The sequence below is a fragment of the Streptomyces sp. HPF1205 genome, assembly GCF_020400825.1.
In the GTDB taxonomy this organism is placed as follows: Bacteria; Actinomycetota; Actinomycetes; order Streptomycetales; family Streptomycetaceae; genus Actinacidiphila.
Genome location: NZ_JAINVH010000008.1, coordinates 247,471 through 269,559 on the forward strand (window position 1 = coordinate 247,471; position 22,089 = coordinate 269,559).

Annotated in this window: 15 protein-coding genes; 9 read left to right on the forward strand and 6 right to left on the reverse strand. The window is 75.5% G+C overall.

Annotated elements, in window-relative coordinates; translation table 11 throughout:
- Positions 1-99: 99 nt before the first annotated feature.
- A complete protein-coding gene (locus K7G61_RS12265; protein WP_225846781.1) occupies positions 100-4,839 on the forward strand; it encodes a hypothetical protein in 4,740 nt (1,579 codons plus the stop codon).
- A gap of 15 nt (positions 4,840-4,854) precedes the next feature.
- Here K7G61_RS12265 and K7G61_RS12270 read toward each other — a convergent pair whose 3' ends face one another.
- On the reverse strand, positions 4,855-5,250 hold the full coding sequence (locus tag K7G61_RS12270) for a hypothetical protein (RefSeq protein ID WP_225846782.1): 396 nt from the start codon (positions 5,248-5,250) through the stop codon (positions 4,855-4,857).
- Between the two features lie 160 nt (positions 5,251-5,410).
- On the opposite strand from K7G61_RS12270, the gene K7G61_RS12275 reads away from it, so the two are divergent.
- The 4 genes from K7G61_RS12275 (at position 5,411) to K7G61_RS12290 (ending at position 9,685) form a co-directional block, all read left to right on the forward strand.
- Positions 5,411-8,122: a nitrate- and nitrite sensing domain-containing protein gene (locus K7G61_RS12275; protein WP_225846783.1), complete on the forward strand. Its 2,712-nt coding sequence runs from the start codon at positions 5,411-5,413 to the stop codon at positions 8,120-8,122.
- A complete protein-coding gene (locus tag K7G61_RS12280; RefSeq protein WP_225846784.1) occupies positions 8,119-8,541 on the forward strand; it encodes a roadblock/LC7 domain-containing protein in 423 nt (140 codons plus the stop codon). The genes K7G61_RS12275 and K7G61_RS12280 overlap by 4 nt, the downstream gene beginning before the upstream one ends.
- A gap of 32 nt (positions 8,542-8,573) precedes the next feature.
- Complete coding sequence (locus K7G61_RS12285; protein ID WP_225846785.1) at positions 8,574-8,999, forward strand: DUF742 domain-containing protein; 426 nt, start codon at positions 8,574-8,576, stop codon at positions 8,997-8,999.
- Between the two features lie 68 nt (positions 9,000-9,067).
- Positions 9,068-9,685, forward strand: coding sequence for an ATP/GTP-binding protein (locus K7G61_RS12290; protein WP_225846786.1), 618 nt, complete (start codon positions 9,068-9,070; stop codon positions 9,683-9,685).
- A gap of 86 nt (positions 9,686-9,771) precedes the next feature.
- On the opposite strand, the gene K7G61_RS36935 is transcribed toward K7G61_RS12290, so the two are convergent.
- Entirely contained in the window at positions 9,772-10,062 is a 291-nt protein-coding gene (locus K7G61_RS36935) for a hypothetical protein (protein ID WP_308190627.1), read from the reverse strand.
- 80 nt (positions 10,063-10,142) lie between these two features.
- On the opposite strand from K7G61_RS36935, the gene K7G61_RS12300 reads away from it, so the two are divergent.
- Positions 10,143-10,682, forward strand: a complete 540-nt coding sequence (locus K7G61_RS12300) for an NUDIX domain-containing protein (RefSeq protein WP_225846787.1) — start codon at positions 10,143-10,145, stop codon at positions 10,680-10,682.
- Here K7G61_RS12300 and K7G61_RS12305 read toward each other — a convergent pair.
- Positions 10,649-12,994, reverse strand: coding sequence for a glycoside hydrolase family 31 protein (locus K7G61_RS12305; protein ID WP_225846788.1), 2,346 nt, complete (start codon positions 12,992-12,994; stop codon positions 10,649-10,651). The genes K7G61_RS12300 and K7G61_RS12305 overlap by 34 nt on opposite strands.
- A 322-nt stretch (positions 12,995-13,316) precedes the next feature.
- On the opposite strand from K7G61_RS12305, the gene K7G61_RS12310 reads away from it, so the two are divergent.
- Positions 13,317-15,332 (forward strand): acetoacetate--CoA ligase, encoded by a 2,016-nt coding sequence (locus tag K7G61_RS12310; RefSeq protein ID WP_225846789.1) that lies wholly within the window; start codon positions 13,317-13,319, stop codon positions 15,330-15,332.
- Between the two features lie 90 nt (positions 15,333-15,422).
- On the opposite strand, the gene K7G61_RS12315 is transcribed toward K7G61_RS12310, so the two are convergent.
- The gene (locus tag K7G61_RS12315; RefSeq protein ID WP_225846790.1) at positions 15,423-16,751 is read right to left on the reverse strand and encodes an aminotransferase class I/II-fold pyridoxal phosphate-dependent enzyme; all 1,329 of its coding nucleotides are present in this window, start codon (positions 16,749-16,751) and stop codon (positions 15,423-15,425) included.
- A gap of 72 nt (positions 16,752-16,823) precedes the next feature.
- On the opposite strand from K7G61_RS12315, the gene K7G61_RS12320 reads away from it, so the two are divergent.
- Both K7G61_RS12320 and K7G61_RS12325 read left to right on the forward strand, forming a co-directional pair.
- Positions 16,824-18,326 (forward strand): MFS transporter, encoded by a 1,503-nt coding sequence (locus K7G61_RS12320; RefSeq protein ID WP_308190628.1) that lies wholly within the window; start codon positions 16,824-16,826, stop codon positions 18,324-18,326.
- 301 nt (positions 18,327-18,627) lie between these two features.
- Positions 18,628-19,458: a hypothetical protein gene (locus K7G61_RS12325; protein WP_225846791.1), complete on the forward strand. Its 831-nt coding sequence runs from the start codon at positions 18,628-18,630 to the stop codon at positions 19,456-19,458.
- Positions 19,459-19,660: 202 nt separating this feature from the next.
- On the opposite strand, the gene ptsP is transcribed toward K7G61_RS12325, so the two are convergent.
- Both ptsP and K7G61_RS12335 read right to left on the reverse strand, forming a co-directional pair.
- Positions 19,661-21,331: a phosphoenolpyruvate--protein phosphotransferase gene (ptsP, locus tag K7G61_RS12330; RefSeq protein WP_225846792.1), complete on the reverse strand. Its 1,671-nt coding sequence runs from the start codon at positions 21,329-21,331 to the stop codon at positions 19,661-19,663.
- Positions 21,332-21,335: 4 nt separating this feature from the next.
- The gene (locus K7G61_RS12335; protein ID WP_225846793.1) at positions 21,336-21,785 is read right to left on the reverse strand and encodes a PTS glucose transporter subunit IIA; all 450 of its coding nucleotides are present in this window, start codon (positions 21,783-21,785) and stop codon (positions 21,336-21,338) included.
- Positions 21,786-22,089: the final 304 nt, after the last annotated feature.

Here is a 22,089-nt window from a genome sequence, read left to right on the forward strand (position 1 = left end):
GGCCGCCCGGGGCCCCGGCGGCCGCGCTCCCCGACTCCGCTCCCTGCCCCTGACCCCGACCCGGATCCCCGTCCCCCGACCGACCCACGAGAGCCCCGCATGTACGAGCTGTCCCGCCTCCGCCTCTACTCCATCGGGCCGGCCGGCGCGCGCTACGCCGACACCGTGCTCGACCTGCGCGGCGTCGGCGATCCCGTACCGCACCCGGCGCCCGCGCAGGGCGACTTCTTCGCCGACGAGCCCGCCGGGCCGCCGCGGCGACCCGCGCCCGCCGGCGTGCTCTTCCTGGAGAACGGCGGCGGCAAGTCGGTGCTGCTCAAGCTCATCTTCTCGGTGATGCTCCCGGGCCACCGCAACACCCTCGGCGGCGCCAGCTCCGGGGTGCTGCGCAAGTTCCTGCTCGCCGACGACTGCGGGCACGTGGCCCTGGAGTGGCAGCACACGCTCACCGGGGAACTCGTGGTCGTCGGCAAGGTCAGCGAGTGGCGGGGACGCCAGGTCTCCTCCGACCCGCGCAAGTTCGCGGAGGCGTGGTACTCCTTCCGGCCCGGTCCGGGGCTGAGCCTGGACTCGCTGCCGGTCGCCGAGTCGACCGCGGTGCGCCCGCCCGCCGAGGGCACCTCCGGCGCCCGGGGGCGGCGCCGCACCATGAAGGGCTTCAAGGACGCCCTCATGGAGGCGGGCAAGGCCTACCCCCACCTCGACGTGGTCTGGGAGGAGATCCACGACCGCTGGAACGAGCACCTGGGCGACCTCGGTCTTGACCCGGAACTCTTCCGCTACCAGCGGGAGATGAACGCCGACGAGGGCGAGGCGGCCGGACTGTTCGCGGTCAAGAAGGACTCCGACTTCACCGACCTGCTGCTGCGCGCGGTCACCGACACCCGCGACACCGACGGTCTCGCCGACCTGGTGCACGGCTTCGCGGGCAAGCTCGGCCGCCGCGCCGAACTCACCGCGGAACGCGACTTCACCGCCGGATCGCTCGACCTGCTGCACAAGATCACCGACGCGGCCGCCGCCCGGGACCGGGCCCGAGCGATCCACACCCAGTCCGAGCGCCGCGCCCGCGCGCTGGCCCGGCGGCTGTCCGCGCGGGCCCTGCAGGAACGGGGCCGTACCACCGAACTCGCCCAGCACATGGCGGCGGCCGCGCACCGCGTCACCGACGCCGAGCGGGCCCGGGCGGACAGCGCCCTGATCGCGGCCGAACTCGCCTACCGGCACGCCTCGCTGGCCCTGGCCGCCGCCGAGAAGGGCGCCGGCTCGCTGCGCCGCGAACTGACCGACGCCCGTACCCTTCACGCCGCCTGGCAGGCCGCCGAGACCGTACTGCGCCACCGCGCCGCCGGGGACCGCCTCGAACGCGTCACGGCCGCCATCCGCGAGGCGGAGCGCGACGCCGCTCCCGCCCTGGCCGCCCGCACCCGCGCCGCCGCCGATCTCGTACGGGCCCTGCAGGCGGCCGCGGCCCGCGCGGAGGAGCAGGCCGACGCCGAGGAGGAGCGGTCCGCGCGGCTGCAGGAGCTGTCCGAGGCCGCGCACCGCGACGCCACCGCCGCCGCCACCGACGCCGAACGCGCCCGCAGCGAGAGCGGCCACCTCGGCCAGCGGCTCGCCGAGGTCGAGCAGGAGACCGCCGACGCGGTACGCGCCGGGTGGCTCGACGACTCGGCGCCCGACGCCGACCCGGCGCGCGCGGCCCTGGCCGCCTCCGACGCCGAGAAGGCCGCCGAGGCACAGGCCCGCACCGCGGCCGAGGCCGCGGCGGCCGCCGCCGCCCGCGCCCGCGAGGCCGCCGCCGCCGACTCCCGCGCCGAACTCGCCGCCGCCCGCGCCGCCGACGCCCTCGCCACCGCGCAGGCCGCCCACACCGCCGCCTGCGCCGCGGCCGGCGCCCTCGTCACCGAGCCCCGCGTCGCCGCCCTGCTGAGCCTGCCGGCGCCCGGCGAGCAGCCCGCCGCCACGGTTCCGGCCGCCCGCGCGGGCGACGGCTCGCGCCGGCCGCAGGACGCCCGTACGGCCGCCACCACCGCGGCCGGCCGGGCCGCCGCGCGGCCGACCGACGGCGGCCCCCCGACCCCGGCCGAACTGGACGCCTTCGCGGAACCGCTGCGCGACCTGCTGGACGACTCGGTCGCCGCCGCCGAACGGCAGTTGTTCGAGCTGCGGACCGCCGCCGCCGACGACGCGCGGATCCTGGCGGCGCTCGGTGACGGGGGCCTGCTGCCGCCGGGACCCGACGTCCTTGCGACCGTGGAGTACCTGGGCGAGCACGGCATCCCCGCGCTGCCGGGCTGGCGCTACCTGGCGCAGGCCGTGGACCCCGCCGACCACGCCGGAGTCCTCGCGGCGCGCCCCGAGCTGGTGGACGGGGTGGTGGTCACCGACCCGGGCTCGTACGCGCGGGCCAGGCAGGTGCTGGCGCAGGCCGCCCTGCTGCCGCGCTCCGCCGTCGCCGTCGGGACGGCGGCCGCCCTGCTCGCCCCGCCGCCGGCCGGCGGCGCCGCGCCGGACGTCTTCCTCGTCCCGCCGAACCCCGCCATGCACGACGAAGGCGCGGCCGACGGCGAACGGCACGCGCTGCGGGCGCGGGCCGGCGCGCGCGAGGAGGAGATCAGGGCGCTGGCCGGGCGGCTGGCCCACGACAGGACCCTCGCGGCCCGGCTCGCCTCCTGGCGGGCGAGCTGCCCCAGCGGGAGGCTCGGCGAGCTGGCGGCCGAGGTGGAGGCGGCCGGGCAGGCGGCCGAGCGGGCCCGAGAGGCGCTGGCCGCGGCGCGCGAGGAGCGTGCCGAGGCGGAGGCGGCGGCGGCCGAGGCGGCCGCCGAGAGCGACACCCGGCGGGCGGCGGCAGAGCAGGCCCGCCGCCGCGCCGACGCCCTGGCGGGCCTGGCCCACCGGCTGCGCGAACGTGCCAACTGGCAGCGCCGGGCCCGGGAGCTGGCGGCCGACGCGGCGCAGGCGCAGGCACGCGCCGAGACCTGCCTCGCCCGCGCCCGCGCCGCCGACGAGGACCGCCGCGCCGCCCAGCGCGCCTCCGACGACGCCCGCCGCACCGCCCGCGTGCTGCGCGCGGAGCGCTCGGAGATCGCCGGCGCCCCCGAGGACGACCAGGACGGCGCCGAGCCGGTGGCGGCGGCCGCGCTGCCCGCGCTCCGGGAGGCCTACCGGGCGGCCTCGCAGGTGTACGAACAGGTGGGCGTCGGCGCGGACCTGCGCGCGGAACAGGCCCGGGCGGAAAGCACGGAACACGCCGCGCTGGCCGAACTCGAACGCCTCAGCAACAAGGTGCGCAGCCGCGCCGCCCGGCTGCTGGAGGGCCCCGACGGCGCCGACGGCCCGGCCCGGCAGGCCGCCGCGGCCCGCGCCGAACGGCTCGTGCAGACCCTGGAGTCGCGGCAGTCCGCCGCGAGCGAGCAACTGGGCCGGCTGCGCGGGGAGGCCGAGCGCCTCGCCCCGGCCGGCGCGGACACCCACACCGAGCTGCCGGAGGAGCTCGTGCCGCGCGACGCCGACCACGCCCAGGAACTGCTGCGCGCCGCCGACACCGAACTCGCCGCCCGCACCGAGGCGCTGGACCGGGCCAGGGCCGCGCACGCCGACGTGGTGCGCGCCCACCGAGCCGCCGAGGACGCCGCCGGAGGCTTCGACGAGATCGCCGCCCTGCTGCGCGACCTGCTGCGGGACACCGCCCAGCAGGCCGCGGAGGACGACGAACCCGAGCCCTGTACGGGTTCGCTCGACGAGGCCAGGCGGGCCGCCGCCGAGGCCCGACGCTCGCTGCGGGGGTGCGCCGCCGACCTGTCCGCCGCCGAGGCGCATCTGCGGGACGCGGCCGACGTCCTGGTCCGGCACGCCAACGCCGCGCGCTACGAGCAGGTGCGCACCCCCGCGCGCGGGCAGATCAGGGAACTGCCCGCGGCCGCGCTGCCCGACCACGCCGCCGCCTGGGCCGCCGCGTTCGCCCCGCGGCTGCGGGTGCTCACCGACGAGCTCGACCAGCTCGAACGCAACCGGGACAGCATCGTCGACCGGCTGCGCGGCCTCGTGGAGTCCTCACTGGCCACCCTGCGCTCCGCGCAGCGGCTGTCCCGGCTGCCGGAAGGCCTCGGCGAATGGTCGGGACAGGAGTTCCTGCGCATCCGGTTCGACGACCCGGACCAGGCCCTGCTGACCGAACGCCTCGGCGAGGTCATCGACGAGGCCACAAGGGCCGCCGTCCGCAAGAACTCCGACCTGCGGCGCGACGGCATGACCCTGCTGCTGCGGGCGGTGGCCGCGGCCCTCCAGCCCAGAGGCGTGGCCGTGGAGATCCTCAAGCCGGACGCGGTACTGCGCGCCGAGCGGGTGCCGGTGGGACAGATGGGCGACGTGTTCTCCGGCGGCCAACTGCTCACCGCCGCCATCGCCCTGTACTGCACGATGGCAGCGCTGCGCAGCAACGACCGGGGCCGGGACCGCCAGCGCCAGGCCGGCACCCTGTTCCTGGACAACCCCATCGGCCGCGCCAACGCCACGTATCTGCTGGAACTGCAGCGGGCCGTGGCCGACGCCCTCGGTGTCCAGCTCATCTACACCACCGGCCTGTTCGACACCACCGCCCTCGCCGAGTTCCCGCTGGTGGTACGGCTGCGCAACGACGCGGACCTGCGCGCGGGCCTGAAGTACATCAGCGTCGAGGAGCACCTGCGGCCGGGACTGCCGGTGCCCGACCCGCACGGCGAGCCGGTGCACGGCGAGATCACCGCGACCCGCATGTTCCGGCGACCGCCGGAGCCGGAACCGGAGCCGGAACCGGAGCCGGAACCGGAGCCGGAGCCGGCGCCGGCGCGGACCTGACCGCGCCCGGGCGGCTCAGACGCCGTGCGGCCACGGTATGTGCGGGCGCCGCCCGCGCCGGCCCCTGGCCGCCTGGCGCGCCGCCCTGCGCTCGCGGCGCCGCTCCCGGCGCAGGGTGCGTGCCGCGCTGCTCGGGCTGGACACCACCCCGGCCCGCTGGTTCCACACCTGCCGCGTCACCCACACATCGAGCACCGCCCAGGTGGCGATCACACAGGTGAGCACGGTGAACAGCAGCATTGGCGCGGCGAGCCACGAGCCCCCGGCGGCCAGCAGCACCTCGACGAGCGCCTCGACCAGCGCCACCGAGCCGATCAGCACGGCCCGCACGGCGGCCGCCCGAACCGGATCGGGCAGCCGCGGCCGCCCGACCGGTACTTCCTCCCAGACCGTCTGGCGTTCCGACTCCATGTCCGTTCCCTGCCCGGATTTTCCGCTCGCATTCAGCTACGTTTCGCCCAGACCATCCCAACCCCGCTGTCACGCTTTCGGGTTACGACAGAGGCAGTAGTAGGCTCACGCCGTTTGCACGCGACTGACGACCCCCACACGGGGGAGACGTGGGGAGGCCATGCGCTTTCGCGGTACGACGATCCGCCGGAAGATCGTGGCACTGCTGCTCATCCCACTGGTGTCACTCGTCGCCATCTGGGCCTTCGCCGCCACGCTGACCGCACGCGCCATCCTGGACCGTCCGGACATCCAGCGAATCGTCACCAACGTGGCCTACCCGGTCAACGACGCCGTCCGCAACCTTCAGATGGAGCGGCGGGCGGCACTGGTGTACGCGGCGGACCCCGGCGACTCCCAGGCCAGGATGAGCTACGACAAGCAGGCACGCGACACCGACCAGTCGGTGGCCGAACTGCGCACCCGGCTCACGTCCTCCACGATCCGCGGCGACCTCGACAGCCGCTCCCGCGGGCGCCTGGACGTCTTCCTCGGCACCGTGCGGACGCTTGCCTCGGTACGCCAGAAAGTCGACGCCCAGCACCTCACCCGCGAGGGCACCTACCTCGCGTACAACGCGCTGATCGACCCCGCCTACCGCCTCTTCGATGAGCTGATCCCGCTCGGCGACACCAAGCGCGACAGCCAGCGGCGCGCGGTGGTCGGCCTCAACGAGGCCCGCGAGGACCTCAGCCGGCAGGACGCGTTGCTGGCCGCCGCGATCACGAGCGGCCGCATGAGCAAGCAGGAGCTCATCGACTTCACCTTCGCGGTCGGCCAGGAGCGCAACACTTACGACGAGGAACTGCCCGTCGTCGACGCCGACGTACGCGCTCCCTACGACGCGTACTGGAGGGGCAGCGAGGGCAGGACGCTGCGCAAGGCCCAGGACTCCGTGATCGCCGCGGGCGCCGCGGGGGCGCCGGTGGCCGCCGCCCACCTGTCCTGGCCGACCGTCGAGGGCGACGCCTTCGACGACCTGACCGGGATGAACAACACCTCCACCGCGCAGTTCAGCAAGGAGGCCCGGCCGATTCCGCGCACCCTCCTCGTCGAGGCCGCGGTGATCGGCGGCCTGGGCCTGATCGCGGTGATCGCCTCCCTGATCGTCTCCGTGCGCATCGGCCGCGGCCTGATCCGCGACCTGACCGGGCTGCGCCGCGAGGCCCAGGAGGTCTCCGGTACCCGGCTGCCGCGGGTCATGCGGCGCCTGGCCGCGGGCGAACAGGTCGACGTGGAGACCGAGGTACCCCGGCTCAGCTACGCCGACGACGAGATAGGCCAGGTCGGCAAGGCGCTGAACACCTTGCAGCGGGCCGCCGTCGAGGCGGCCGTCCGGCAGGCGGACATGCGCAAGGGCGTCTCGGACGTCTTCGTCAACCTCGCCCGCCGCAGCCAGGTGCTGCTGCACCGCCAGCTGACCCTGCTGGACGCCATGGAGCGGCGCACCGAGGACGCCGAGGAACTCGCCGACCTCTTCCGCCTGGACCACATGACCACCCGCATGCGCCGCCACGCGGAGGGTCTGGTCATCCTCTCCGGCGCCGCGCCGTCCCGGCAGTGGCGCAAGCCCGTCCAGCTCATGGACGTGGTCCGGGCCGCCGTCGCCGAGGTCGAGGACTACGAGCGGATCGAGGTGCGCCGCCTGCCCCGGCTCGCGGTCGCCGGCGCCGCCGTCGCCGACCTCACCCACCTGCTGGCCGAACTCATCGAGAACGCCGCGGTGTTCTCCCCGCCGCACACCCAGGTCCGGCTGCACGGCGAACCGGTGGCCAACGGCTTCGTGCTGGAGATCGACGACCGCGGCCTCGGGCTCACTCCCGACGCGCTGCTCGAAGCCAACCTGCGGCTGGCCGAGACGCCCGAGTTCGAGCTGTCCGACACCGACCGGCTCGGCCTGTTCGTGGTCAGCCGGCTCGCCCGGCGGCACGGCGTACGGGTCTCGCTGCGCCAGTCCCCGTACGGCGGCACCACCGCGGTCGTCCTGGTCCCGGCCGTCCTGCTGACCGAGACCGGCGAGGACACCGGCGCCACCCGCATCGGCGAGACCGACCGGCCGGGTGGGGCGCCGATACCGGGCGACACCGAGCACACCTTCCGCAAGTGGGGCCTCGACGGGGTGGCGGGCGAGGCGCAGCGCGAGCACGCCGCGCACCCGGACGATCCGGCGGCGCCGTCGGTGACTTCCGTACCTTCCGTCGAGGAGGAGGGCTACGAGCCCGCGCTGCGGCTGCCGCGCCGCCGCAGGTCGCGTTCCGCGCCGGTCCTGGTCTCCGACCACGGCCGGGACGTCGGCCCCGCCGAGCCGGCCGCGCGGGACCAGGCGCACGCGCCCGCCCCCGCGGCGCCCGGGTCCGAGCCCGCCGCACCTTCCGCCGACGCGCCCTGGGCGCGGCACGCGGCACCGGCCGAGCCTGCCGACCCGGCTCCCCGGGCCGACGGCTCCCCGGCGCCGCCGGCCGAGGGCGGGTTGCCGCGCCGGGTCCGGCAGGCGAGCCTCGCGCCGCAACTGCGGACGGCGGCACCCCCCGAGCCGGAACCGGACGCCTCACGGCCCGGCCGCGAGCTGTCGGCCGACGAGGTGCGCGACCGGATGGCCGCCTTCCAGCGCGGCTGGCAGCGCGGCCGGGAAGCGGCCGACGACGGCACCGACACCGGCCAGGCCCCCGGCAGCGGGACGGGCGACGCCCCGTTACCTCCGCGGCGAACCGCGGCTCCCCAGCCGCCGGCACAGCCGACACCGCCGACGTCTTCGGCACCATCGACACCATCGACACCATCGACACCATCGGCATCAGTACCGCGAACGACATCTGAGGGGAACAGTCGATGACCGCACCGACGAGCCCGACCCGTGAGCTGAGCTGGCTCCTGGACGACCTGGTCAGCCGCGTCGCCAGTATCCGCAAGGCCCTGGTGCTCTCCGGGGACGGCCTGGCCATCGGCGCCTCGGAGGGACTCACCCGCGAGGACTCCGAGCACCTGGCCGCTGTCGCCTCCGGCTTCCACAGCCTGGCCAAGGGCGTCGGCCGCCACTTCGCGGCGGGCCGGGTCCGCCAGACGATGGTGGAGCTGGACGACGCCTTCCTGTTCGTGACCGCCGCCGGCGACGGGAGCTGCCTGGCCGTACTGACCGAGGCCGACTCCGACGTGGGCCAGGTCGCGTACGAGATGGCACTCCTGGTCAAGCGGGTAGGCGCGCACCTGGGCACCGCGCCGCGGCACGACGGCGGCACGGCGCTCAGCGGCTGACCCATGCGGTGACGACAGGGTGACGGGGAGAGATGACTGCTGAATCGTCCGGATCATCGGGATCCGGGGCGTCCGGGACGCCGGAGTCCGCTCGGTGGTACGACGACGCCGCCGGACCGGTGGTGCGACCGTACGCGATGACGCGGGGCCGGACCAGCCACGCGTCGGACGCGAAGCTCGACCTGATCGCCCTGGTGGTGACGGGGACCGACGAGGGCGAGGAGGACGATCCGACCCTGTCCCCCGAACACCTCGACATCATCGAGCGCTGCCGGGAGCAGGCCACGTCCATCGCGGAACTGGCCGCCGACCTCGACCTGCCGGTGGGCGTGGTGCGCGTCCTCGTCGGCGACCTGCTGGAGGCCGCGCACGTGCACATCCACCGGCCCATACCGCCGGCCGAACTGCCGGACGAGAGCATTCTGCGGGAGGTCATCAACGGTCTGCGCGCATTGTGAGCAGCCCGCCCCGCCACGAGTCCTCCGCCCGCCCACTACCCAAGCCTGCAGGGAAGTAGAGACACACCATGGCCTTCGTCCGCTCCGAACGCCGTCGCGACCAAGCCGCCCCGCCGGTGGAGCCCGTCGCGCTGAAGCTGCTGGTGGCGGGCGGCTTCGGGGTGGGCAAGACCACACTCGTGGGCGCGGTCAGCGAGATCCGGCCGCTGCGCACGGAGGAGTCGCTGAGCGAACTGGGCCGCCCGGTGGACGATCTCGCGGGTGTCGAGCAGAAGCGGACCACCACGGTCGCGATGGACTTCGGCCGGATCACCCTGCGCGAGGACCTGGTGCTCTACCTGTTCGGCACGCCCGGGCAGGATCGCTTCTGGTTCCTGTGGGACGAACTGGCCCAGGGCGCCCTGGGCGCGGTCGTGCTCGCCGACACCCGGCGCCTGGCCGACTGCTTCGCCGCCGTCGACTACTTCGAGCGCCGGGGCATCCCGTTCACCGTCGCCGTCAACTGCTTCGAGGGCGCCAAGGTGTACGACCCGGACAACGTCCGGGAGGCGCTGGACCTGGACCCCCAGGTGCCCGTGGTGCTGTGCGACGCGCGCAAGCGGGAGTCGGCCAAGGACGTCCTGATCACCGTGGTCGAGCACGCGGCCAAGGTGGCGGCGGACCGCAGGCGGCCCGCCGCCGACTGACCCCCGCGCCGGCGCCCCGCCCGGCCCCCGGGCAACCCGCGGGGGCCGTCCCGGCGTCTGTTCGAGCGGGGCCGGCGGCCCGGAACCTACGGGGGTGGTACCGACCGCCGGCCCGCCGCGCCCGAAACCGGATCGCGAGGGGCGCGGCGGCACGGCTCGGGACCGACCGTCCCGGGCGCGCGGCACACCCCGACGAAGTTGTGCGGGGTGATGTAGCGGATCTCCTGGATCACCGTCGGATCCACGTCACGCAGCGCGACGAACTGCGGCGGTGCCTTGGGCTCGGGCGCCGCTTTCGCCCGACCGCTCCCGGTGAGGGCGATCAGGACGGCGACCGGCAGCGCGAGGGCCCGGAGGGCCGGGATCAGTCGTGGCATGCCCCCATCACCTATCAGTTCCGGGGCGGGCCCGGAAGGAGGCCGCGTGCCGCCCGGCCGGATCCGATACAGTCCGGCGCGTGCTTCCCGCCGTGAAGAACTCCCACTGCTCCTCGTGCGGTACCTCCTTCCCCGGGGACGCCGGCTGGCCGCGCGACTGCCCCGGCTGCGGGACCGTCGCCTACCGCAACCCGCTGCCCGTGGCCGTGGCCCTGCTGCCGGTACGGGACGCGGGCCGCACCGGACTGGTCGTCATCAGACGCGGCATCAGGCCGAGCCTGGGCAGCCTCGCGCTGCCGGGCGGCTTCGTGGACTTCGGCGAGAGCTGGCAGCGGGCGGTGGTACGGGAGCTCGCCGAGGAGACCGGGATCGCCGCCCCGGACACCGACATCGTCCTCGCCGACGCGCTCACCGACGTCCCCGGCGGGTACCTGCTGCTGTTCGGCCTGCTGCCGCCGCGCCCGCTCGCCGCGCTCCCGCCCACGCGGCCGACCGACGAGACCGACGGGTACCAGCCGATCTGGCAGCCGGCCGAGCTGGGCTTCGAACTGCACACCCTGGCCGCCCGGCGGTGGTTCGACGGTGCCTACGACGCCTTGCCCCGTACCCGGAAGGCGTAACCGACCGGCTCGCCGTCGTCCCGCTCCAGGACGATCTCGCCGTCCGCCCACCGGGTGGTGAACCGTTCCATGCGGGGCGCGCCCCACCCCTCCGGGTCGCCGCCGAACACCACCCCGCCGCCGGTCCGCCCCTGCCGCGGCGCCCACACCTCCAGCTCCACCCCGCCGTCCGCCCCGGCCACCGGCAGTACCGCCCCGGCCCTGGCGAGCACCGGCACCCGGCCCAGCGGCGCGTCCAGCAGCACCTGCCCCGGCCCGCGGTGGGCCTCGCCGGTCGCCGTGTCGTACCACTGCCCGCGCGGCAGCCGTACCGTCCTGGTCACCGCACCGCGCTCCAGCACCGGCGCCACCAGCAGCGCGTCCCCGAGCAGGAAGGCGTCGCCGCACTCGCGCAGCGCACGGTCGGCGGGGGAGTTCCACCACAGCGGCCGTACATAGGGGGCGCCGGTGCCGCGCGCTATGTGCGAGAGCGTCTCCAGGTACGGCAGCAGCCGGGTCCGCTCGGCGAGCGCCGCCCGCGCGTGGCCGAGCACCTCGGGTCCGAACTGCCACGGCTCGCGCCGGCCGCCGTCCTTCGCGGAATGGGTGCGGAACAGCGGCAGGTACGACCCGAGCTGGAACCAGCGCAGGTACAGCTCCGGCTCGGGCATCCCGGTGAAGCCGCCGACGTCCGGCCCGGAGTACGGCACCCCGCACAGCCCCAGCCCCAGCACCAGGGCCAGCGACACCCGCAGTCCCTCCCAGCCCGTGGCCACGTCGCCCGACCAGGTACCCCCGTAGCGCTGCATGCCCGCCCAGCCCGAACGGGAGAACAGGAACGGCCGCTGCTGCGGCCGCAGCCGGCGCAGCCCCTCGTAGCCGGCCTGCGCCATCGTCAGGCCGTACACGTTGTGCGCCTCCCGGTGGTCGCCGCCGCGGCCCTCCAGGCCGTGCCGGGCCGAGCGCGGCAAGGTGGGGTCGCCGAAGGCCGCGAAGGACACCGGCTCGTTCATGTCGTGCCAGAACCCGGCGAAGCCCTTGGCCAGCCGCTCCCGGTACAGCCCGCCCCACCAGGCCCGCGCCGCCGGATCGGTGAAGTCGGGGAAGACCGTCTCGCCCGGCCACACCACTCCCCGCACCTCGCGGCCGCGCGCGTCGCGCACGAAGGCGTCGGCCGCGCGACCGCTGTCGTACGTCTCCAGCCCGGGCTCCGCCTTCACCGCCGGGTCCACGATCGACACCAGCCGCACCCCCTGGCCGGCCAACTCCCCCGCCAGAGCGGGCAGATCGGGGAAGCGCTCGGGGTCCGCGGTGAAGACCCGGTGGCCGTCGTAGTGGTCGATGTCCAGGTGGAGGGCCGACAGCGGCAGGCCGTGCTCACGGTACGCGGCCGCCACCCGGCGCACCTCGTCCTGCGTGCCGAAGCCCCACCGCGAGTGGTGGTGGCCCAGCGCCCAGCGCGGCGGAAGCGCGGGCCGGCCGGTCAGCGCCGTCCAGCCGCCGAGCACCCGGGCCGGGGTGCCGGTGACGACCCAGTACCGCAGCGGTCCGCCCTCCATCCGCACCTCGCTGCCGCCTGGCCGGTCGTGCCCGGAACCCGCGCCCTCCACGCCGTCCCGGAGCGTGACCTGCCCGTCCCAGCTCGTGTCGTGGAAGACCAGGTGGCAGCCGGCGTCGGCGACCACGAACTGCACCGGCATCGTGATGTACAGCGGGTCGTCGTCCGGCCCGAAGGAACCGCCCGGATCGGTGTTCCACAGCCGGTACGTGCCCTCCGGCAGCCTCGGACCGGCCGCGCGCCCGCCGAGCCCGAACACCCGCGCGTCCGCCGGGGTCTGCGAGCCCTGCACCCAGCGCGGCGCCGCCCCTTCGCCCGCCGCGTCCCACCAGCGCGGCGGCAGCTCCCGGCGCAGCAGCAGCCCGCCGGGGGTGCGGAACTCCACCGCGCCGTGCCGCGACACCAGGACCGTCACCCGCTCCGACACCACCCGCCAGCCGTCCTTGTCGGGCTCCAGCACGGCCCGCGCGTCCACCTCGGGACCACCCCCGGCCAGGGCGTACGAGGGCAGCGGCGCGGCGCCGTCCCAGCCGCAGAACACCGCCCCGCCCATCGCGACCCACACCCGCAGCTCGGAGCGCGCGAAGCGGACGGTGCCGCCGCCCGGCGCGGGCTCCGCGCCCTGCGCGGGCCCCGGCACCCTGGCCCGCTCGGGACCGCGCCGCGGCAGGTCCCGCGCGTCGGCGCGCCGCCGGCGCCACGCCGCCCTCGTCTGACGCCGACCACTGGCGGAACCCGCCATCCGAACCGATCGCAGCAGGTCCCGAGCATTCATGGCCCCACCTTTTCACCGTCACCCCCTGGCGCGCCGCGCGTTCAACCAGCGTTCATCTGGAGCGGGCGGCGACGCCCCGGCGCGCCGGCCGGCGACGAACCCGCCGCCGCGCCCGAGAGGGCGGAGCCCCGGCGCGCCGGCACCCGCCCTGGCGCGCCGGGCGATCACATGGCTATGGTCCCTAGGACCGCCGTGGCAGGAGACCCCTGGCCGGGGGTCCGAGGACACGATCCAGCACACTTGCACGCGCGGGACCGCCGACCCGGCAGGCCCGCCGTACCCAGCAGACACGCGACGACGCGCGTACCGTCCGGGAGCCGCCATGACCACGCCCCAGCCCGCCACCGCACCGCAGCCGCTGTGGGCCCCCGGCCCCGAGCGGGTCGCCCACGCCCGGATCACCCGCTTCCAGGACTGGGCGGCCGGCCGGCACGGCGCCCCCGGCATCGTCCCCGGCGACCCCGCGGCGAGCTACCGCGCGCTGCACGACTGGTCGGTCCGCGCGCCCGAGGCTTTCTGGCGGGCCGTCGCCGAGTGGTTCGACGTGCGCTTCTCCAGCCCGTACGAGCGGGTCCTCGCCGACCCCGCGATGCCCGGCGCCCGCTGGTTCCCCGGCGCGGCCCTCAACTACGCCGAGCACGCGCTGCGGCCCGCCCTCGACCCGGCCCGCGCCGCCGAGCCCGCCCTGCTGCACCTCGACGAGAGCCACGAGATCGGCACGGTGAGCTGGGCGGAACTGCGCCGCCAGGTCGCCTCGCTCGCCGCGTCCCTGCGCCGGCTCGGCGTCGCCCCGGGCGACCGGGTCAGCGGCTACCTGCCCAACATCCCGCAGGCCGTGGTCGCGCTGCTGGCCACCGCCGCGGTCGGCGGCGTGTGGACGTCCTGCGCGCCCGACTTCGGCGCCCGCAGCGTGCTGGACCGCTTCCAGCAGGTCGAGCCCGTCGTACTGTTCACCGTCGACGGCTACGGTTACGGCGGCAAGCGCCACGACCGTACCGACGTGGTCCGCGAACTGCGCGGGAACCTGCCCTCGCTGCGTGCCACCGTCCACGTCCCGCTGCTGGGCAGCCCGGCCCCCGACGGCGCGCTCGCCTGGGACGACCTGATCGCCGGCGACACCGAGGCCGTGTTCGAGCAGGTCCCCTTCGACCATCCGCTGTGGGTGCTGTACTCCTCGGGCACCACCGGCCTGCCCAAGGCCATCGTCCAGTCCCAGGGCGGCATCCTGCTGGAGCACCTGAAGCAGACCGGCCTGCACCTCGACCTGGGGCCCGGCGACCGCTTCTTCTGGTACACCTCCACCGGCTGGATGATGTGGAACTTCCTGGTCTCGGGCCTGCTGGCCGGAGCCACCGTCGTGCTGTACGACGGCAGTCCTGCGTTCCCCGACACCGCCGCCCAGTGGCGGGTCGCCGAACGCACCGGCACGACCCTGCTGGGCACCTCGGCCGCCTATGTCATCGCCTGCCGCAAGGCCGGTGTCCACCCCGGCCGGGACCTCGACCTGTCGGCCGTCGCATGCGTGGCCACCACCGGCTCCCCGCTGCCGCCGGACGGCTTCCGCTGGCTGCACGACGAGGTCCGTGAGGACCTGTGGATCGCCTCGGTCAGCGGCGGCACGGACGTGTGCAGCTGCTTCGCCGGCGCGGTGCCCACGCTGCCGGTGTACGTCGGCGAGCTCCAGGCCCCCTGCCTGGGCACCGACCTGCGGGCGTGGGACCCCGCAGGCGAACCCGTCACCGACGAGGTGGGCGAACTCGTCGTCACCAACCCCATGCCCTCGATGCCGATCCGGTTCTGGAACGACCCCGGCGACGCGCGCTACCGCGAGAGCTACTTCGAGATGTTCCCGGGCGTCTGGCGGCACGGCGACTGGATCACGCTCACCTCGCGCGGCTCGGTGGTCATCCACGGCCGCTCGGACTCCACCTTGAACCGGCAGGGCGTGCGCATGGGCTCCGCCGACATCTACGAGGTGGTCGAACGCCTCCCGGAGATCCGCGAGTCCCTGGTCATCGGTCTCGAACAGTCCGACGGCGGCTACTGGATGCCGCTGTTCGTCCAGCTCGCCCCGGGCGCCGAGCTCGACGACGCCCTGCGGGACAAGGTCCGCGCCGCCATCCGCGCCCAGCTCTCGCCGCGCCACGTCCCCGACGACATCATCGCGGTGCCCGGCGTCCCCCACACCCTCACGGGCAAGCGCATCGAGGTGCCGGTCAAGCGGCTGCTGCAGGGCGCCCCGCTCGACCGGGCCGTCAACCCCGGCTCCGTGGACGACCTGGAGGTGCTTCGCTTCTACGAGCGGCTCGCCGCACAGCGCGCGGCCGCCCGCCCGTGACCGTCCGGTCCGGCCGGCGCCCGGCGCGCCCTGCGCGGGGCCCCTCCGGCAGTGCCCGGGCGTCGAGCGCGCCCGGGCACTGACGTCCCGTCACCCCCCGTAGGTGCTCAGCGTCTCCGCCCGTACCGCCGCGAAGTCGGCCGCGAGCCGGGCCGCCTCATCGGGCTCCAGGTCGGCGACGGTGATCCGCACGGCCGGCGGCGCCCCGATCCGGAACCGGGCCCCGGCGGCCACCCACCAGCCGCGCGAGCGCAGCCCGTTGACGACCGCGGCCTCGTCCCGGACCGGAACCCACACGTTGATGCCGCTCACCGCGCGGCCTTGCGTCCCGTGTTCGGCCAGTGCCCCGATCAGCGCCTCCCGGCGCCGGCGGTACGCCACCGCGGCCCGCCGTACCAGCGCCCCGGTGTCCGGATCGGTCATCAGCCGGACCACCGTCTCCTGGAGCACATGGCTGACCCAGCCCGAGGTGAGCAGCAGCCGCCCGTCGTGCCGGGCCAGCGTTGTCGCGTCGCAGGCCATCGCCGTCCAGCGCAGATCGGTCCCCATGTGCTTGGAGACGGTGCGGATCTGCGCCCAGCGCGCCGGGCCGTCGGCCCCGGCCGTGGTCAGCGAGTGCAGGGGACCGCCCGCGATGTCCGCGCTGTGGTCGTCCTCCACCACCAGCACCTCGGGCGCGGCGGCCAGCACCTCCAGCAGTTCCGCTCGGCGCGCAGCCGACACGCGCGCGCCGAGCGGATTCTGCGCCCTGGGGCACAGCACGACGGCCCGCGCCCCCGCCCGCAGCGCGGCCCGCAGCTCCTGCGGCCGCATCCCCTCGTCGTCGACCGGCACCGCGACGGTACGCAGGCCCAAGGCCGGCACCAGGTCCAGCAGATGGTGGAAGCCCGGATCCTCCACCGCCACCGCGTCGCCCGGCCGCAGCTCCACCGAGAGCAACCGCGAGACGCAGTCCAGCGCTCCGTGGGCGAAGGTCACGTGCGCGTCCGGCACCCCGTCCCGGCGGAACCACGCGCGTGACAGCTCCTCCAGTTCCGGTCTCCGCGGCGAGGCGCGGTGCGAGCGGGCGCCGGGAGAGAGCCGTCCCGGCGGCACCAGGCGGGGCAGGAAGGCGGGATCCGGGTGCCCGCCCGCGAGGTCGCGCAGCCCCTCGGGCACCGGCGGCGGCCGCCGCGAGGCGACGGCGGGTCCCGGTGCCACGACCGTGCCGCCGCGTCCCCTGGTCACCACGATCCCGCGCCGCCGCAGCTCCTTGTACGCCGTCGCCGCCGTCCCCGGGCTCACCCCGAGCAGATCGGCCAGACCCCGCACCGGCGGCAGCGCCTCGCCGGGGCGCAACCGGCCCTCGGCCACCGCGTGCTCGACCGACGCGGAGATCTCCCTGGCCGTCGCGCCGCTGATCCCATATTGTGTTGCCACAGAGTTGAGTATGTATCAATACAAAATGCGGCGCAAGTCGTCGACGGCCGGGAGACGAGGGGGAGGACCGGCATGCGGACACCGCAGGACACACCGCGGGACACGCCGGGGGGCACACCGGAGGGCCGTCCGCGGGGGACAGGGAAGGTCCGCGAGGGCCACGACGGACCCGGTGACGCGGGCCAGGAGGGCCGCGGGCCGAGGGCCGGCCGGGCGGCGGCCCTGGCCGCCCGCTTGGAGTCGATACCCGGCGGCCCCGACGGGCGCAGGATGCTCTGGATCAACCTCGCCGACAAGACCGGCTCCGGCCTGTGGTTCTCCGTCACCGCCCTGTACTTCGTGGTGGTCGCCGGACTCAGCACCGCGCAGACCGGCCTGCTGCTCGGCCTCGGCGGAGCCGCCGGTGTCGCCGGCGCACCCGTCGCCGGGCGGCTGGCCGACCGGCTGACGCTGACCCGGCTCCTGGTCGCCGTCCAGGCCGTCCGCGCCGCCTCCGGCCTGCTGCTCCTGCCCTTCCACGGCTTCTGGCCGCTGCTGCCGCTGGTCGCGCTCGGCAGCCTCGGCGAACGCGCCGCCGCCGTCCTCACCAAACTCTTCGCCGCTCGCGTCGCCGGGCCGCGGCGCGCCCACTACCAGGCCGTGCAGCGCACCGTCGTCAACCTCGGCTACACCCTCGGCGGGCTTGTCGCCTCCGCCGCCCTCGCCCTGGGGACCACGTCCGTGTACCGGCTGCTGCTGCTCGGCGACAGCCTCTCCTTCGTGGTGGTGGCGATCCTCGTGGCCCGCTGCGGCGAGCCGCCTTCCGCCTCGCGGACGGTCGTCGCCCGCGTGCCGGCGGGGGCGCCGACGGGCGCGCCCCCCACCGGATCCGCCGCCTCGCCGGCCGGCACCCGCGCCCGTACGTCCGCCCCGCCGCCCACCGCGGCCGGCAACCCCTGGAAGGATGGCGGGTACCTCGGCTACGTGGCCCTCGACGGCCTGATGTTCCTCCACGGCAGCGCCCTCACCGTCGGACTGCCGCTGTGGATCGTCACGAGGACGAACGCGCCCCACGGCCTGGCCGCCGCCGTGTTCGTCGTCAACACGGTCCTCGTCGTCGTCTTCCAGGTGCGCCTGTCCCGGCACGCCCGCACGCCCCTCGCCGCCGCGAACGCGCTGCGCCGCGTGGCCCTGTGGTGCCTGCTCGCCGGCGCCGCGGTGGCGGTCGCCGTACTGCACGCGCGCTGGGCCGCCGTCCTCGCCGTCGTCGCCGCCGCCCTCGCCTTCACCGTCGTGGAGATGATCCAGTCCGCGGTCTCCTGGGAGTTGTCCGTCGCTCTCGCCCCCGCGCACGCCCAAGGCGCCTACGTCGGCGTCCACGGCCTCGCCCAGGCCGCCTCCCGCTGCGTCGGTCCCCTCCTGATCACCTCCGCCGTCATCGCCGCGGGTCCTGCCGGGTGGCTGGCCCTCGGCGCCACCCTCGCCCTGGCCGCCGTGGCCCAGCGACGCATGGTGCTGCGGCGGCTGCGGCGCACACCCCCGGCCGGCGCGGGCGACCCGTTGTCAGTGCCCTCGGTTACGGTGAGTGAGCAATAGGGACCACAGGGAAACGCCCGGTCCCGCGATCGAGGGGGAAGCCATGTCCCACAACGGGAACGGCGACGCCGGCTACGAGGAGCCGCGGCACCAGGAAAGGACCGGACCGCGCGAGCGGACCGGACGAGATGACGGACGCCCCGGCAGGCGCCCGGGCGGGCGGACGGACAGGCGCGCGGACAGGGGGGCGGACGGACGGAGCGGGCGCACAGGCCGCGGGCGGAAAAAGGGCGGCGCGGCACCACCCGGTGCCGGCGGATACCGCAAGGCCCTGCGCAGGGAGTCGCCCACCCTCGTCGGCGTGATCCTCACCGACGAGGACTTCGCCGCCATGACGCGCTACGCGAGCTTCCCCTTCCGGGACTACGACCGCTATCTGCACCACGTCGACGGCATGCTGCGCACCCTGCACGCCCAGGGCAGGCACGTCGCCGTGACCCTCTTCGACCCCCAGGAGTACGCCGACTACTGCGCCACCACCCGCCGGCCGCCGGACACCGTCACCACCCGCACCAGATACATCACCGAGGTCACCGCGGGCCGCACCGCCGTCCCCTACGCCCGGCAGCCCATGCCGGCGCTGCGCGCGGAACTGGCCCACGCCGCCGACCGCCACGCCACCTGGGAATACGCCACCGATCTGCTGATGGACGCGGGCCCCTGCGAGGAGTGCGGCCAGGAACTCGTGCACTGCGCCTTCGACCGCGCCTCCCACACCCTGCTCCGGCTCGTCGAGGCGGTCGGACCCGGCACCCACCACGTGGTGTGCAGTCTGCCAACCGACGACGGACCGCCCCTGCTCGCCGCGGCCACCATCGACGCCGGCCCGGACGGCGGGATGGACCTCACCGAGACCGAGGCGCTCGTCCTGTGCACGGTCATGGCCGCGGGCAGGGCCACCACCGGAGCCGGCGGACTCGTGGTCCGCACCACGGACGCCGACGGCACCGACACCGTACGGGGCTGGGCACTGCGCCGCGGCGAACCCCACCCCCTCACCGAGGCCGAGGTCTTCGACGCCTACTGCACCGACGCCCTCACCGGCGAACCCGTCCCACCCGAGCACGGCGTCCGCTACAGGGCGGGGCTCCCGCTGTCCCCGCCACCGCCCCACGAGGGCCCGGCCTGGTGACGACCCCGCGCCAGGACGCAAGCCGCCCGCCGCCCGGGCGCCGTGTCGGGCACGCGCCCGGGCATCAGCCCACAGCGCCCGTGCGGCGACGCACGACGCCGACGAGGGGGCGGGCCGCCCAGGACGAAGCCTCCCGCTTACGGGAAAGGGGCCCCACCGGCAGGTGAAGCCCCGGCCCCCCGGCCGCGCGCGCCGGGTGACGCTACTCCCCGGACAGGACCGCCTGCGCCGCGCGCCTGGCCTCGTCCGCGCCGTCCGTCGCCCGCGCCGCGGCCGCCGCGCGCTCGCACTGGGCCAGCGTGTACTTCGCCAATGTCGCCCGCACATATGGAATCGACGCCGCACCCATGGAAAGGCTGGTGACCCCGAGACCGGTCAGCACACACGCGAGCAGCGGATCCGCCGCCGCCTCCCCGCACACCCCACAGCTCTTGCCCTCGGCCTTCGCGGCCTCCGCCGACAGGGCCACCAGGTCGAGCAACGCCGGCTGCCACGGGTCCTGGTACCGCGACACCGCCCCCACCTGGCGGTCGGCGGCGAAGGTGTACTGCGCCAGGTCGTTGGTGCCCAGCGAGAGGAACTCCACCTCCTGCAGCACCGACCGCGCCCGCAGCGCGGCCGAGGGGATCTCGACCATGGCTCCGAACTTCGCCGCCAGCCCCGCCTCCCGGCAGGCGTCCGCGAACGCCTTCGCGTCCCGGCGATCGGCCACCATGGGCGCCATGACCTCCAGGTAGACCGGCAGCCCCGCCGCCGCCTCGGCCAGCGCCTGCAACTGCGTGCGCAGCACCTCGGGGTGGTCGAGCAGGGTGCGCAGCCCCCGCACGCCCAGCGCCGGGTTCGGTTCGTCGCCGGGGGACAGGAAGGCGAGCGGCTTGTCGGCACCCGCGTCCAGCACCCGTACGACCACGCGGCCCTCGGGAAACGCCTCCAGCACCTGCCGGTACGCCTCGACCTGCTTCTCCTGGGACGGCGCCCGCGCCGAGTCGTCGAGGAACAGGAACTCGGTACGGAATAGCCCCACGCCCTCCGCGCCCGCCGACACGGCGGCGGCCACGTCGGCCGGGCCCCCGATGTTCGCCAGCAGCGGGACCTTGTGCCCGTCCGAGGTCGCACCCGGTCCCGAGGAAGCGGCCAGCGCCGCCTTCCGCTCGGCCGCCAGTTCCGTCAGCTCCGCCTGCTTGTCCCGACTCGGTTCCACGAACACCTCGCCCGTGCTGCCGTCGACCGCCACGACCGTGCCCTCGGCCAGTTCACCCGCACCCGGCAGCGCCACGACCGCCGGCACGCCCAGAGCCCTCGCCAGGATCGCGCTGTGGCTGGTCGGGCCCCCCTCCTCGGTCACGAAGCCGAGCACGAGCGCCGGGTCCAGCAGCGCCGTGTCGGCCGGGGCCAGATCCCGCGCGATCAGCACATACGGCTCGTCGCTGTCGGGCACCCCCGGCATCGGGACGCCGAGCAGCCTGGCCACGATCCGGTTCCGCACGTCGTCCAGGTCCGCGACGCGCCCGGCCAGATACTCGCCGGCCCCCGCGAGCAGCGCACGGTACGAGGCGAAGGCGTCGTACACCGCGCGCTCGGCCGTGCTGCCGACCGCGATCCGCCGATCGACATCCGCCAGCAGTTCCGGATCCTGCGCCATCAGCGCCTGGGCCTCCAGCACCGCCTGCGCCTCGCCGCCCGCGAGCTGGCCGCGTGCGTTGAGATCCGCTCCCACCGCTTCGGCGGCCTGCCGCGCCCTGGCCTGCTCCCGCGGCGCGTCCTGCGGCCGGATCTGCCTGGCCGGCGGCTCCAGCACCGCGGTGCCCATGTGCCGCACCTCGCCGATCGCCACACCGTGACTGACCCCGACGCCTCGCAGCGTTGTCTCCATGTCACTACTTCCAGGTGAAGAGAGTGTCCCCGGCCGCCACGACCCCGCTGTCGACGATGTCGGCGAGCGAGTCGGCGGTCGCCTCCAGCGCCACCACCGGGCACACCGCGGACTTCCCGGCCGCCTCCACCGCCACCGGGTCCCACCGCACGATGCCCTGCCCCCGCATGACCGTGTCCCCCTTGTGCACCAGCACTTCGAAGCCCTCGCCGCCCAGCTGCACGGTGTCGATCCCGAGGTGGGTGAGCACCCCGTGGCCCTCGTCGTCGACCACCACGAAGGCGTGCGGGTGCAGCGACACCAGCACACCGTTCACGGGTGCCACCGCCACACCCGGTTCCCGCACCGGGTCGACGGCCGTACCGGGGCCCACCATCGCCCCGGAGAACACCGGATCCGGCACTGCAGCGAGCCCGATGGCCCGCCCGGCCACGGGAGACGAAACGGTCGTCATCGGAACCCTCCTATTGCGCGGAGTCAGGAAGACGCCGTCACCTTCTGTCACCGGACGGCGAGCCGCCACAGCAGCCTAAGTCATGTCTCGTACGGATTCCGCCCCATGAGCCCCGTTCACCATGGCCTCCACCGGGTCGCCGCGGCCGGCCGACGTCCCGTCCCCAGGCCCGCCCCGACCACGGAACGCAACCGCGACCGGGCCCGCCCCACCCCGATTTGCGACCGCGCAGCCCCCTCCAGTACGTTGGCACGACCGCCTCGGCGGGGCCCGTGGAATCGCGAAGGCGAACGCGAGGTCCCCG